This is a genomic window from Alteromonas sp. Cnat3-28, from assembly GCF_022348265.1.
GTDB lineage: Bacteria > Pseudomonadota > Gammaproteobacteria > Enterobacterales > Alteromonadaceae > Alteromonas > Alteromonas macleodii.
This window is the reverse complement of record NZ_JAKREY010000002.1, coordinates 24,724-38,732: the sequence shown is the minus strand read 5'-3', so window position 1 is coordinate 38,732 and position 14,009 is coordinate 24,724. Positions and strand designations below refer to the sequence as shown.

Genomic DNA, 14,009 nt, shown 5'->3' with positions numbered 1-14,009 from the left:
AATGAAAACGTGGCTTGTGTTGTTGCTGATAGCGTTTGCATTGATAGCAGGGTATAAATTTTCTGGCTATCAACACCAACTCAGTGAATCCAATGCAGAAAAAGAGCGACTAACCAATGTGTTAGCGCGCTCTCGTGCCACGGAAACGAGTGAGCTGAAAGTTATTAAGCCCGCCGCCAAGTTGGTTTCGAATGAAGCAGGTGCGGTGCTCTTGGATACAAGCGTTACAAAAAACGGCGAGATGAATGTTGCCCCCGTTGCTGAGAATGTCCAAATCATGGCGCCAGAGGTTTTCTACACGAAAACCGAAGGCTCACTCAATACGTTTTTTGCGCTGCCGCCTAACAACGAGCGCTTTGTTTTAGACTCGGTAAAATGTGAGAACGGACATTGCGAAATAACGGGTGAGTATGACGGTTCTGAAACTGAGCTGTCGCGAGTTATTGAAGCATTGGAACAGGAGCCGTGGTGGGAATTCGGCTCGCCCATCATAACCACGCAAGTGGCACAGCGAGGCCTGAAACTTAACGTTTCTTTCGCCGCATCCCATTCGCCAAATGCTCGTGTGCGTTATCGGAATAGCACTCAGGCCGATTTAAACAGTCAGCTTGCTTCGGCGGGTTAACCCGAAAACCTATATAGCTAAACTAAATGAATTCGCGGTATGCCTTATTCAAGCGTGTACTGCGTTAGGCGTCTCTTGGTAAACCTTTTTCAATTACGCGAATAAGCCGTGCTTGCTGCCTGTTTTTTGCATCAGACGCTTGTTGCTTCTCTTGCTGCCGCTTAAGAGCCCAATCAATATGTCTGTCCACCAAGTCACTCACGCTCCCTCGTCTTTCTTTCAAAAGCAGAATGCTTTGTTCATCATACGGAGCGTTTCCTAACGCAACGGCAATATTACGCTGCCACTTCTCAAAGCCAATCCGCCTGATAGGAGAGCCTTCCGTATTGCGCAAGAAGGTTTCTTCAGACCAGCCGAAAAGCGCATTGAGACTTTGGCCGTGTAGCACTTGTCGCGGGTGGAAATCTTCTTCACTGGTAACATCGGCAAAGCGATTCCAAGGGCAAACAAGTTGGCAATCGTCACAGCCATAAATGCGATTGCCCATCATGGGGCGCAAATCTTCGGGAATATCTTTGTCTGATTCAATGGTGAGATAGGAAATACAGCGACGGGCATCTACTTTATAAGGCGCAACAATTGCATTGGTCGGGCAGATGGTTAGACACGCCGTGCAGGTGCCGCAACCCTCTTCAATTGGTGAGTCAGTGGGTAATGGCAAATTGATGAACAGCTCACCTAAGAAGAACCAAGAGCCGGCTTCTTTGTTGAGTGTCAGGCTGTGTTTCCCCGTCCAGCCAATACCCGCTTTTTCAGCAATAGCGTGTTCCAATACGGGGGCTGAGTCTACAAACGGGCGATATTGGGTATGCGCCAAGGATGCGGTGATTTTCTCTCCCAATTGCTTCAGACGTTTGCGCAGCACTTTGTGGTAGTCACGGCCCAATGCATAGCGGCTGATGTATCCTATTTCTGGCTTTTTTAAATGCTTAGCAAACGAGGCGTCAGGAGGTAAGTAGTTCATGCGAACGCTGATAACCCGTAATGTCCCTGGGACCAACTCATCAGGCCGGGCACGCTTCATCCCATGACTCTCCATAAAGGCCATGTCACCGTGATACCCATTGTCTAACCATTCCTGAAGGTGTGCCTCGTGCTGATGTAGATCAATATCGCTGATGCCAACCTGCTGAAAGCCTAGCGCTGTACCCCAAGCCTTGATATTGTTGGTTAATTCAACAAGGTCGATAGAACTAAATTCGGACATGTGCTCATGCTAGATACTCAATTAACGTCAAGTTTATCATACAAATTATTTCGGGCCGATCAGGTTAGGGAAAATGAGGGACAAGCCGCCGCGAATTCGGGCTGCGATATGTTCACGTTGATGCAACGAGCTGGTGATGTGGTGTTTAAGCAGTGTCTTGAGCTTATGCCAAACTCAGACGTTTACTTAGTGCTGGTGGGCCAAGGTAACAATGCGGGTGACGGCTACATTGCAGCAATAAACGCAAAACTTGCGGGTAAACAAGTGCATTTATGTGCGGTTGAGCCTGAACGTACGCTGGAAGGTGATGCTGGCAAAGCACAGCAGCGCTGGCTCGATTCAGGAGGTAGTATCAATGGGTTTGACGCTGCGCTCCTCGAGAAGTCTGACGTAGTGATTGATGCGCTTCTTGGTACAGGTATTAATAGCTATATTCGCAATGAGTTTGCAGACATCATTGATGCGGTGAATGCGTCATCAACACCGGTAGTAAGCGTTGATGTGCCGTCAGGTCTTGATGCAAATACAGGACAGAGCCTGGGGCGATGTGTTCAGGCTAATATCACCGTTACTTTTGTGGGCATTAAGCCGGGGCTTGTTACTGGTGCGGGTAAACAATCGTGCGGTAAGTTAGTGTATGCGGACTTGGGTATCGGCAAAGCGTTCCAAGCATTAGCTAAAGCGAGCGCGACCATGCTAAATATCGACCACTTTAAAGGTATGGGGCCACGGGAGATTAACAGTCATAAAGGGACTTATGGTCGACTGTTGTGCATTGGCGGTAACCGCGGAACAGCAGGTGCCATTCGACTCGCCAGTGAAGCCGCGCTGAGAAGTGGTGCGGGCATGGTACGCGTGTATACCCATGAGTCGTCAGTCGTTCAGGTCAGTGCAGGCAGACCTGAACTCATGGTCACCGACTTTAATTTGGAAGATGCATTAGCTTGGGCAACCTGTGTGGTTATTGGACCGGGTCTTGGGCAAGATGAATGGGCAGAATGCGCATTTGAAGCCACCATGAAGCACTGTCAAAGCCAAAATAAGCCTGTGGTCATTGATGCTGACGCGCTAAATCTGTTGTGTCAGCAGTCAACCGCGTACACCTTGTCTGACAGTATTTTAACCCCTCACGCAGGCGAAGCAGCGCGTTTACTCGGTGTTTCTATTGATGATGTAGAAAGCGACCGTTTTAATTACGCAAGGCAGTGCTCACAGCGATACCATGCGGTCTGTGTACTAAAAGGGGCGGGCACGCTTATCGACAATGAAAAGAAAACCTGGGTTTGCCGTCACGGTAATCCAGGTATGGCTACCGCAGGAAGCGGTGATGTATTAAGCGGAATATTGGGCGCGTTGCTCGCGCAAGGCGTAGAAACAGATATTGCAGCGAAATATGGTGTAGTGCTTCATGCTAAGGCTGGCGATGATATTGCCCAACTGTATGGTCAACGTGGTATGATAGCGAGCGATTTGTTTGACGCAGTACGTGCGCTTATAAACCACTAGTTAGCGTGGTTTTGTCTTGAACGGGCAGGCATCTACTGTGTTATTCGGCTTTCTATTACTGTGGAATATTGTTGATGTCTTACCCGCATACCTCTTTTTTTGCTAATGAAGTAGATGATACTGCGCAGCTTGCCAGAGATTTAGCGCAGGCTGTTTCGAGTCAACTCCCTACCGATGCTGTTATTTATTTAAACGGCGACTTAGGTGCAGGGAAAACGACATTTAGCCGATATTTCATTCAATCTTTAGGTCATTCAGGTAGCGTTAAAAGTCCAACCTATACATTGGTTGAACCTTATGAGTTGGATGGCGTCAATATCTATCACTTCGACCTGTATCGCTTAGCCGACCCAGAAGAGTTAGAGTTCATGGGAATTCGCGATTACTTTGGTTCGGGCGCTATCGCGCTTATTGAATGGTCGGAAAAAGGGGGCGAATACTTGGCATCCCCAGACTTAGTGATTAGTATAAATATTACGCCATCGGGTAGGCAGTTTAATTTGGAAGCAAAAAGTGCCCACGGTGCGAAATTGCTTCAGCAATGCAAGCGCGTTTAGCGCAAATGCGAAATGAAAGAAAAACTGAATAAATAGCCGCTCCGGAGTTGACGAGAGCAGCATAACAATAACAGAAAGGCTAATTATGGTGCGCAGTATAGTTTCGGTATTATTATTGTGTTTCGTCGTGCAATTCGCACACGGTGCGCAAAATAACATCGACGGGGTTAGGATATGGCCGTCGCCGGACAATACGCGCGTTGTTTTCGATATGAAATCAGCGCCAGAGTTCACCTATTTTACACTTAAAAATCCGCTTCGGCTTGTCATCGATCTTAACAACACCAGCGACACCGCTAAGCTTTCTGGCATTGAAAACAGCGGTGATTTGATTAAAAAGCTGCGCTACTCCACACCGAAAAACAAATCATCTGCCAGAGTGGTTGTTGAGCTCAATAGAAATACAAAGCCTTCGTTATTTGCAGTAACCCCCGATGGTGCTTACGGACACAGGCTGGTTGTCGATTTACCAGATAGCGCGCCGAAGCCATCGCCAACGTTATCAGCGTCAGCATCAACTGGCTCTGTCGTTATTGATGATTCTACCAGTGCCCGAGACCGAGACATTATCGTCGCCATCGACGCCGGGCATGGTGGACATGACCCAGGTTCAATCGGTCCGGCTGGTACCTATGAAAAGCACATCACCCTGAGTATCGCCAAAAAACTGGAAGACATGATAAACCGGGAGCGAGGTATGCGCGCCATCATGACTCGTGGCGATGATTATTATGTCTCTCCTAATCGACGTCCTGAAATTGCGCGCGAGAAAAAAGCCGATTTGCTTATTTCCATCCACGCCGATGCGTTTAGTCAGCCTCAACCGCGAGGTGGTTCGGTGTGGGTACTATCCATGCGAAGAGCAGACACTGAATTAGGCCGCTGGCTAGAGAAATCTGAACGTCACTCTGAATTACTCGGTGGTGCAGCTGAAGTGATAAATGATAAATCAAGCGAGCGATATCTAACTGAAACCATACTGGGTTTATCGATGGATCACAGTATGGCGACCAGCCACGATTTAGGTAATAAAGTGGTTGAAGAGCTAAAGCAGGTGACCAGTCTGCATAAAAGAAAACCACAAGCCGCCAGTTTTGCAGTTTTGACCGCGCCTGACATCCCCTCTATTTTGGTCGAAGTTGGTTTCATTTCTAATCCGCAAGAAGAGAAGAATCTGAACTGGTCTAAACATCGCGAACGCTTGGCGAATGCCATGTTTAATGCGACTAAGCGTTACTTCAAGCAAGTTCCCCCTGATGGTACACTGTGGGCACAAGAAAGGGCGAACAACCGAACGCACAAAGTAAGAAGCGGCGAGTCGCTCTCGTTATTAGCACAGCGTTACAATGTAAAAGTAAGCAGCATCAAAGCAGCGAATGATCTTTCAAGTGATGTTGTACGCGTAGGGCAGGTACTAAATATTCCGAGAACCTAAACCAAGGTTTTGTTTCATCGGCTTTTTCAGCACTCATTGCACTTACATGTCGTATCGCCACGAATCCATATAGTTAATATCATAGGGTAGTCCTTTGCCTATACAGCTTTTATCTCCCCAACTTGCAAACCAGATTGCCGCTGGTGAAGTGGTTGAGCGCCCCGCGTCTGTGGTTAAAGAATTACTCGAAAACAGCCTTGATGCTGGTGCCACCAAAATAGAAGTCGATATTGAAAAAGGTGGCCACAAACGCATTCGAATAAAAGACAATGGGTCAGGCATTGTCAAAAGTGAACTGCAGCTGGCATTAAGTCGCCATGCAACCAGCAAAATCACCACTCTAGATGACTTAGAACAAATTCTCTCTCTTGGCTTTCGTGGCGAAGCGCTGGCCAGTATTAGCTCGGTAAGCCGGTTAACACTGACATCGCGCACTGAGTCTCAAGGAGAGGCGTGGCAGGCCTACTGTGAGGGTAGGGAAATGGCGGTAAATATTCAGCCAGCGGCCCACCCTGTTGGCACCACAATTGACGTGGCAGATCTGTTTTACAACACGCCAGCAAGACGTAAGTTTTTACGCACCGAAAAAACCGAATTTCAGCATATTGAAGAAGTCATAAAACGCATAGCACTGAGCTATCCCAAGGTTTCATTTGTTTTAAAACACAACGATAAAGTAGCAAAGCGCTTTATCGCCGACAAAGCAGGCAGTTTAGCCACCCGAATTGGCGCTGTGGTTGGACAAAAGTTTGTTCAAAACGCCGTACATATTAGTACTGAGTATGAAGGTCTTCACATTGATGCTTGGCTAGGTAATGAGGCCATGCTTCGCAGCAGTAATGATTGCCAGTTCAGTTTTGTTAACGGCAGAGGCATGCGAGATAAGCTTATTATGCACGCTATTCGCCAAGCGTACGAAAGCGTTTGGGGTGTGGTGGAGCAACCAAGCTTTGTGGTGTACTTAACGGTTAACCCTAAAGATGTGGATGTAAATGTTCATCCCGCCAAGCATGAGGTGAGGTTTCAACAAGGCAGATTGGTACACGACTTTATCTGTAAAACCGTGAGTGATGCGCTGCATGCCATGACCGACGAACAGCCTTTATCAGGAATGGACGCAAGCCATCCTTCGGGCTCAGATTTCATGTCTTCTCAGGTAGAACACGATTACATTAGGCCTTTACAGAATCAAACGTCGGATAATGCACAGGCGTTCAACGAGTCTTCTCGTTACTCGACGGGGGGAATCTCGCAAGGCGCGCCACAGTCTTATGGGCAATTTACAGGTAGTCCAAGAAATACATCCTCGGGAAGTGCCAGTGGTGGACGAAGTGGTGGCGCTGCACATAAGCAAAGTCGAGGGCCAAGTGCGGCATATCAGTCAAATTACAATGCGTTAATGACGCCAAATAGCGACATTATTAACAACAATGCAGACCCGATGCCCGTTGCAGAGCACGTTAATCTAACTTCCCAGTGTAGAATTTACCCAAAATCAGAAAAAATTTACCTTCTTTGTGCAACTAAAGTTGCAAGTATCTGGTTGAGCGAACTATTTTTAAAAGCGCAGCACGGGCAACCGCTACTGATGCCTGTTGCAGTGTCACTTGATAACGTGAATGAAAAACTGGTTACATTGCTTAACAATGCGCATTTTGAAGTAAACAAAGTGGCTGGGAAATATCGATTGCAGCAAGTTCCAGCTGGCACCAGGCACTTGCCGTGGCTCAAGTGGTTTGAATACTTATTATTAGTTGAACTAAATGATGAAGTAAATTCAATTGATGATGCCGTAAAATCAGTGGTTTTGCCTGAACATGTTTTGGATGAAGAATCGTTAAATGCGCTCTGGTACTGGTTGGATCAGCAGGGCGAAGCGAAACAATGGGAAATTATTGAGCAATTTGCTAAAGTGCGCCCCTTAAATTCAGTGCTAGATGTATGGGGAGGATAAGGTGTCCAATGGCATAAATTCTGCATTGCCAGTAATAGCAATTATGGGCCCCACGGCATCAGGCAAGACAGGTTTGGCGCTTGAAATAGCGGCAAAAGTTGATAGTGAAGTAATTAGTGTCGATTCAGCCCTTGTATACAAAGGCATGGACATCGGCACGGCGAAGCCAACGCAGGAAGAGCAAGCAGGTGTAGTACATCATCTAATTGATATTATCGACCCTGCACAGAGTTATTCGGTGTCGCAATTTGTGAACGACACCAACGCGCTTATTGGCGATATTTTAGCGCGTGGCAAGGTGCCAATTTTGGCTGGTGGTACAATGATGTACTTTAATGCCTTGATAAATGGAATTTCGCCACTACCTAAGTCTGATGAAAAGATACGGGACGAAATATCACAGCAGGCACAACGCTTGGGTTGGTCTAAATTACACGATGAATTACGTGGTGTAGACCCAATTAGTGGTGAGAGAATTCACCCCAATGACCCACAGCGCATTACCCGTGCGCTGGAAGTGTACAGAAGTACCGGCAAGACGTTGACACATTGGCAACAACAAGAGGGTGAAAAGTGCCCCTATAACATTGCACAATTTGCCATAGCGCCCGCAGACAGGGCAGTGTTGCACGAACGTATCGCGACTCGCTTCGATATGATGTTGGAGCAAGGGTTCGAGAAAGAAGTAGTAAAGCTCTACGAACGAAGTGATCTTCACGAAGATTTACCTTCTATTCGTTCAGTAGGGTACAGACAGATGTGGCAGTACCTAGACGGCCAATTAAGTTACGCAGAGATGCGTGAAAGAGGCATTATCGCTACGAGACAGCTCGCCAAGCGTCAGCTTACGTGGTTACGGGGCTGGGAGCAGGTTACATGGCTAGACACATTTGCTAACGATAATTTGACTAAAATTACAGCGAAAGTCACACTTTAATTGTCTGAGTGTGGTATACATTAGACGTGTAGTGATAGTGAAATTTCTATCACGAATAATAAAAACTAAGGATATCAAATGGCTAAAGGGCAATCTTTACAAGACCCATTCTTGAACGCTTTGCGTAAGGAACGTATTCCAGTATCAATTTATCTGGTAAACGGTATTAAACTTCAGGGGCAGGTTGAATCGTTCGACCAGTTCGTAATTCTACTGAAGAACACAGTAAGCCAAATGGTGTATAAGCACGCGATTTCTACTGTTGTTCCAGCACGCGCTATCACAATGCCTAGCGCAGGAGATTCTGAAAATACTAAAGGTGAATAATTTAAAAGGTAACGCGCTTGTTTGACCGTTATGAAGCCGGTGAACAGGCTGTACTTGTTCATGTTAATTTTTCCGACGAAAATAGCAAAGAAGACTTAAGTGAGCTTGAATTACTTGTGTCTTCAGCAGGGGTTAATGCAGTAGAAGTTATTACAACTTCGCGCAGTGCGCCTCATGCTAAGTTTTTTGTTGGATCAGGTAAGGCAGAGGAAATAGCAGCGGCAGTAAAAGCACACGATGCCAACGTTGTTATTTTCAATCATGCGCTTTCTCCTTCTCAGGAGCGTAATTTAGAAGCGCTGTGTAAATGCCGGGTGTTAGATAGAACGGGGCTTATTCTCGATATTTTTGCGCAACGCGCGAGGACTCACGAGGGCAAGCTTCAGGTCGAACTAGCCCAGTTGAGACACATCTCAACCCGTCTTATCAGAGGGTGGACCCACCTTGAGCGTCAAAAAGGTGGTATAGGTCTTCGCGGTCCCGGTGAGACACAGCTAGAGACAGACCGTCGACTACTTCGTGGTCGTATTAAAGCCATTCTTCGTCGATTGGAAAAGGTGCAAAAGCAACGTGAGCAGGGTCGCCGCTCGCGCAAACGCGCTGAAATTCCAACGGTATCCTTAGTTGGCTATACGAACGCGGGAAAATCGACGCTATTTAACACCATTACCGACTCACACGTTTATGCTGCTGATCAGTTGTTTGCAACGCTAGATCCCACGCTACGCAAAATCGAGTTAAAAGACGTAGGCCCAGCTATTTTGGCCGATACGGTAGGTTTTATTCGTCATCTTCCCCACGACCTCGTTGCCGCTTTTAAAGCGACACTTCAAGAAACTCAAGAAGCAGACTTACTGCTCCATGTGGTTGATATTGCCGATGCAAAATATCGTGAAACCATGGACGAAGTTAATGATGTTCTTGAAGAAATTGAAGCCGGAGAGATTCAACAATTACTAATCTGTAATAAGATTGATAAACTAGACGATGTTCAACCCCGTATAGAGAGAAACGACGAGGGTGTGCCCACTAGAGTGTGGTTGTCTGCACAAACGGGCGAAGGGACGGAATTGTTAAGCCAGGCTTTAACTGAATGTTTAGGCAAAAGCATGGTGAATTACACGTTAAAGATTCCTCCTGCACATAGTCGATTGCGCGGTGTGTTGTACGAACTAAACTGTATTGCGAGTGAAGAATACGATAGTCAGGGAGACTGGGTAGTTGATGTACGTATGCCCGCCGCTGACTGGAACAGACTTGAAAAGCGTCTGGAAAACGGAATATCAGAGTATGTTGTGCGACATTAGTCAGTGCTAGTCACTGCATTGAGCATGCGAAATTCAAAAATATAACAGTAATCTATGGAGTATCAGCATGGCTTGGAATGAGCCGGGTGGCAACAATAACGACCCGTGGAAGAATCGCGGTGGGAAAGAACAAGGTCCCCCCGATTTGGACGATGTGTTTAAAAACTTATTTGGTAAGTTTGGAAAGTCAGGTGGCAACGGTGGTGGCTCAGGCAAAAGCCTAGGCGGTATCGGCGCTGGTATTCTAGTAGGTCTTCTAGTCGTAATCTGGTTCATTAGTGGTTTTTACACCATTCGTGAAGCAGAGCGAGGCGTTGTACTACGCTTTGGTGAATATCACGAGCAGGTTGAGCCAGGTCTGCGTTGGGCACCAACGTTTATCGACTCAGTAATCCCTGTTGATGTTCAATCAATTCGCGACCAGTCATCATCAGGCTCTATGCTCACTGAAGACGAAAACGTAGTTAGCGTTCAAATGGAAATGCAATTCCGCGTTGTAGATCCATACCGTTGGACCTTTGCGGTTGAAAGTCCAGAGCAAAGCCTAAGCCAGTCGCTTGATAGTGCTATCCGTTATGTTGTAGGTCATTCAAAAATGGATGATGTACTTACTGACGGCCGTGAAGTAACGCGTCAGCGTGTATGGGAAGAGCTTCAAGCGATCATTGAACCCTACAACATGGGTGTTTCTATCATTGATATGAACTTCCGTGATGCTCGCCCACCAGAGCAAGTTAAAGATGCATTCGATGATGCGATTGCTGCTCAGGAAGACGAACAGCGCTTCATTCGTGAAGCTGAAGCTTATGCGAGAGAGATTGAACCGCGTGCACGTGGTCAAGTGAACCGTATGAATGAAGAAGCGCAAGCCTATAAAGAGCGTGTAACGTTAGAAGCGCAAGGTGAAGTGGCACGTTTTGAAGAACTGCTGCCTCAGTACGAGCGTGCACCTCAAGTTACTCGCGAGCGTATTTATCTTGAAACCATGGAAGAAGTACTGGCTAACACCAGTAAGATTATGGTCGACAGCAAAGGCGGCAACAACATGATGTACTTGCCTCTTGATAAAATTATGGAGCGCCAGCAGTCAACCTCTAACGACCGTTCGCGCAACACGCTAGAAAGCTTACAAACACCTGTAACTGATGCGTCAGGCAGAAGCCGCAATTCCTCGCCAACCTCTGGTTTGCGTGGTGACAGCTACAGAGAAGGGAGATAAGCATAATGAAGAATTTATTAATCGCAGTATTCGTTCTTCTTGTATTGCTAGCATCAGGCTCTCTGTTTGCAGTTAAAGAAGGCGAACGCGCCATTGTTATTCAGTTTGGTAAAGTTCAGCGCGATGAATCTACGGGTGAAACTCGTGTTTTCGAGCCAGGCTTACACTTTAAACTACCGTTCATCGATTCGGTACGCCATTTAGATGCGCGAATTCAGACGTTAGACGGTACGCCTGATCGCTTTGTAACAAGTGAGAAGAAAGACCTTATCGTTGACTCGTACGTTAAGTGGCGCATTGAAGACTTTGCGCGTTACTACCTATCAACAGGCGGTAACAAGCTTCAGGCAGAAGCGCTACTAAAGCAAAAAGTAAACAACGGTCTGCGTTCTGAGTTCGGTACTCGCACTATTGCGCAAATTGTCTCTGGTGAGCGTTCAGCGCTTATGAATCAAGCGATGGAACAAGCCTCTACATCATCTGACGAGCTAGGTATTGAAATTGTTGACGTACGCGTTAAGCAAATAAACCTACCGACTGAGGTGAGTAACTCTATCTTCCAGCGTATGCGTGCTGAGCGTGCAGCTGTTGCACGTGAACACCGTTCAGAAGGTCAAGAGCAAGCTGAAGTTATTAAGGCGAATATCGACGCGAAAGTAACGGTAATGCTTGCTGATGCTGAGCGTAATGCACGTCAACTTCGCGGTGAAGGTGATGCGATTGCGGCACAAATTTACGCTGACGCCTACTCAAAGAACGCTGATTTTTACAGCTTCCTGCGCAGTATGGACGCGTATAAGCAAAGCTTTAACAGTAAGCAAGATGTGATGGTGATTGCACCTGATAGTGACTTCTTCAAGTACATGAATAAGTCAAAAGGCAACTAAATTACTGTCAATTAATGCGTTAAAAACCAGTCTTTTTAGGCTGGTTTTTTTATGCCTTATTCCAAGCTAACAGTATGATATAGAGCGTTATATTTAGGGAAATTAGGCGCTGCCACTGCAAATATGTACACTCGCATAACCTTTCATTTTCCCTATCTACTGCCAAAATTTTACTAAATCGGGTAAAATACCGTCTGAATTCTATTAAAACACGTCACTATTTATGTACAAGGTTAATGCCTTCCCAGCATTAGCCTTGGTGTGGTAGACGTCAATAAACGACAGAGGGAAGATTTTGACAACGGAAAATACAAATACAGTGTCTGCCGATGATAGGGGCGGACAAGGTGGGTTATTCTCGCGATTTCTCACCACGGTGGAATGGTTAGGAAACCTGCTCCCACATCCAGTAACGCTGTTCGCTCTGCTTTCACTTTTCATTGTGTTACTTAGTGGGATACTTGGTTACTTTGACATTGCTGTAGCTGACCCTCGCCCAATAGGTGCAAAGGGGCGTGAAGAAGACGGTATGATTGAAGTCATATCGCTGATGAGCGCAGAAGGTTTGCAGCGAATAGTGACAGGCTTGGTTACCAATTTCACAGGCTTTGCGCCACTGGGTACCGTACTTGTTGCGCTTCTTGGTGTATCGGTAGCAGAACATTCTGGCCTGTTATCAGCAGCAATGCGCGCGTTGGTAATGAATGCCTCTAAACGTGCCGTGACCTTTGCTATCGTCTTCGCAGGTATCATTTCAAACACAGCATCAGAGCTTGGCTATGTGGTACTTATTCCACTGGCAGCGATGATTTTCCACTCGTTAGGTCGTCACCCGTTAGCGGGTCTGGCCGCCGCGTTTGCAGGTGTATCGGCTGGCTATAGCGCCAACCTACTGCTTGGAACTGTCGACCCACTGTTGTCGGGTATCACGGAAGCCGCTGCTCACATGATTGACCCCGACTATATGGTAGGCCCAGAAGTAAACTGGTACTTCATGTTCATCAGTACCTTCGTTGTAGCCACAATGGGAGCGTTGGTCACCGAAAAGGTTGTTGAGCCGAGACTCGGTAAATTTGACCCTGCTGATGCTTCCATAGATTTAGGCAAGCAATCTATGGACGCGCCTACGGATTTAGAAAAGAAAGGCCTGCGTTGGGCAGGTATATCGTTTGTTATTGTTTGCGCGATACTAGCGCTAACGGTAGTGCCAGAAAACGGTATATTGCGTCATCCAGAAACAGGTGAAGTAGCGGGCTCTCCGTTCCTTAAAGGCATTGTTGCATTCATATTTATCACCTTTGCTATTCCTGGCTTTGTTTACGGTAAAGTTACCAAGTCGATGAAGAACGACAAAGATGTTATTGATGCCATGTCTAAAAGCATGGGGGCAATGGGTCTTTACATTACGCTAGTATTCTTTGCTGCGCAGTTTGTTGCGTTTTTCAAATGGACAAACCTAGGCACAGTATTAGCCGTTAAAGGTGCTGCGTTGTTACAAGCGGCAGGGTTAGATGGCCCAGCGGTGTTTATTCTGTTCATTTTGATGTGTGGTGTAGTGAACCTGTCGCTAGGGAGTGCATCAGCGCAATGGGCGGTAACAGCGCCTATTTTTGTGCCAATGCTCATGCTCATAGGTTACGCGCCTGAAGTGATTCAAGCTGCATACCGTATTGGTGATTCAGTCACAAACGTTATCGCACCTATGATGAGCTATTTCGGACTAATCTTGGCCATGGCTGCAAGGTACAAGAAAGACTTGGGAATGGGCACGCTCATTGCCATGATGCTGCCTTACTCAATGGTGTTTATCGTAGGTTGGACAATTTTGTTCTACATTTGGGTGTTCCTACTCGGTATGCCGGTAGGCCCGGGCGCAGCGACTTACTATCAGCCTTAAATAGATAGCTTTACGCGCTGCCACACGCTTCATGCGGCAGCAAACTAAACAAGCGACATGTGTTTTTGAAAAGTATTTTCGAACACCTGTCGCTTTTTTAATGCCCAAAATCTATTAGCGCAATCGCACTTTTTTGGCGTTATAGCAGATC

12 protein-coding genes are annotated in these 14,009 nt (G+C 46.7%); 11 read left to right on the top strand and 1 reads right to left on the bottom strand.

The window, feature by feature from the left end; genetic code table 11:
* Nucleotide 1: 1 nt before the first annotated feature.
* Nucleotides 2-625 (top strand): hypothetical protein, encoded by a 624-nt coding sequence (locus MHM87_RS02340; protein ID WP_014980563.1) that lies wholly within the window; start codon nt 2-4, stop codon nt 623-625.
* A 64-nt stretch (nt 626-689) separates the two neighbouring features.
* Here MHM87_RS02340 and queG read toward each other — a convergent pair whose 3' ends face one another.
* Entirely contained in the window at nt 690-1,832 is a 1,143-nt protein-coding gene (gene queG / locus MHM87_RS02335) for a tRNA epoxyqueuosine(34) reductase QueG (RefSeq protein ID WP_014980562.1), read from the bottom strand.
* Nucleotides 1,833-1,838: 6 nt separating this feature from the next.
* Here queG and MHM87_RS02330 point away from each other — a divergent pair, with 6 nt between their 5' ends.
* The 10 genes from MHM87_RS02330 (at nt 1,839) to MHM87_RS02285 (ending at nt 13,858) form a co-directional block, all read left to right on the top strand.
* Complete coding sequence (locus MHM87_RS02330) at nt 1,839-3,338, top strand: NAD(P)H-hydrate dehydratase (RefSeq protein WP_239257666.1); 1,500 nt, start codon at nt 1,839-1,841, stop codon at nt 3,336-3,338.
* 74 nt (nt 3,339-3,412) lie between these two features.
* Nucleotides 3,413-3,895, top strand: a complete 483-nt coding sequence (tsaE, locus tag MHM87_RS02325) for a tRNA (adenosine(37)-N6)-threonylcarbamoyltransferase complex ATPase subunit type 1 TsaE (RefSeq protein ID WP_014951096.1) — start codon at nt 3,413-3,415, stop codon at nt 3,893-3,895.
* Nucleotides 3,896-3,980: 85 nt separating this feature from the next.
* On the top strand, nt 3,981-5,330 hold the full coding sequence (locus MHM87_RS02320) for an N-acetylmuramoyl-L-alanine amidase (RefSeq protein WP_014951095.1): 1,350 nt from the start codon (nt 3,981-3,983) through the stop codon (nt 5,328-5,330).
* Between the two features lie 94 nt (nt 5,331-5,424).
* Entirely contained in the window at nt 5,425-7,284 is a 1,860-nt protein-coding gene (gene mutL, locus MHM87_RS02315; protein ID WP_239257665.1) for a DNA mismatch repair endonuclease MutL, read from the top strand.
* A 43-nt stretch (nt 7,285-7,327) separates the two neighbouring features.
* A complete protein-coding gene (miaA, locus tag MHM87_RS02310) occupies nt 7,328-8,221 on the top strand; it encodes a tRNA (adenosine(37)-N6)-dimethylallyltransferase MiaA (protein ID WP_239257823.1) in 894 nt (297 codons plus the stop codon).
* 78 nt (nt 8,222-8,299) lie between these two features.
* The gene (gene hfq / locus MHM87_RS02305) at nt 8,300-8,548 is read left to right on the top strand and encodes an RNA chaperone Hfq (protein WP_014951092.1); all 249 of its coding nucleotides are present in this window, start codon (nt 8,300-8,302) and stop codon (nt 8,546-8,548) included.
* Between the two features lie 17 nt (nt 8,549-8,565).
* Nucleotides 8,566-9,855, top strand: a complete 1,290-nt coding sequence (gene hflX / locus MHM87_RS02300) for a ribosome rescue GTPase HflX (RefSeq protein WP_239257664.1) — start codon at nt 8,566-8,568, stop codon at nt 9,853-9,855.
* A 67-nt stretch (nt 9,856-9,922) separates the two neighbouring features.
* A complete protein-coding gene (gene hflK / locus MHM87_RS02295) occupies nt 9,923-11,074 on the top strand; it encodes an FtsH protease activity modulator HflK (RefSeq protein ID WP_014999852.1) in 1,152 nt (383 codons plus the stop codon).
* 5 nt (nt 11,075-11,079) lie between these two features.
* Entirely contained in the window at nt 11,080-11,961 is an 882-nt protein-coding gene (gene hflC, locus MHM87_RS02290) for a protease modulator HflC (RefSeq protein ID WP_239257663.1), read from the top strand.
* A gap of 319 nt (nt 11,962-12,280) precedes the next feature.
* Entirely contained in the window at nt 12,281-13,858 is a 1,578-nt protein-coding gene (locus tag MHM87_RS02285; protein WP_014951088.1) for an AbgT family transporter, read from the top strand.
* The last annotated feature ends 151 nt before the right edge of the window (nt 13,859-14,009 follow it).

Coding starts and splice junctions, on each gene's coding strand:
- MHM87_RS02340 (WP_014980563.1), top strand. CDS start 2: ATGAAAACGTGGCTTGTGTTGTTGCTGATAGCGTTTGCATTGATAGCA.
- queG (WP_014980562.1), bottom strand. CDS start 1,832: ATGTCCGAATTTAGTTCTATCGACCTTGTTGAATTAACCAACAATATC.
- MHM87_RS02330 (WP_239257666.1), top strand. CDS start 1,839: ATGCTAGATACTCAATTAACGTCAAGTTTATCATACAAATTATTTCGG.
- tsaE (WP_014951096.1), top strand. CDS start 3,413: ATGTCTTACCCGCATACCTCTTTTTTTGCTAATGAAGTAGATGATACT.
- MHM87_RS02320 (WP_014951095.1), top strand. CDS start 3,981: ATGGTGCGCAGTATAGTTTCGGTATTATTATTGTGTTTCGTCGTGCAA.
- miaA (WP_239257823.1), top strand. CDS start 7,328: ATGGGCCCCACGGCATCAGGCAAGACAGGTTTGGCGCTTGAAATAGCG.
- hfq (WP_014951092.1), top strand. CDS start 8,300: ATGGCTAAAGGGCAATCTTTACAAGACCCATTCTTGAACGCTTTGCGT.
- hflK (WP_014999852.1), top strand. CDS start 9,923: ATGGCTTGGAATGAGCCGGGTGGCAACAATAACGACCCGTGGAAGAAT.
- hflC (WP_239257663.1), top strand. CDS start 11,080: ATGAAGAATTTATTAATCGCAGTATTCGTTCTTCTTGTATTGCTAGCA.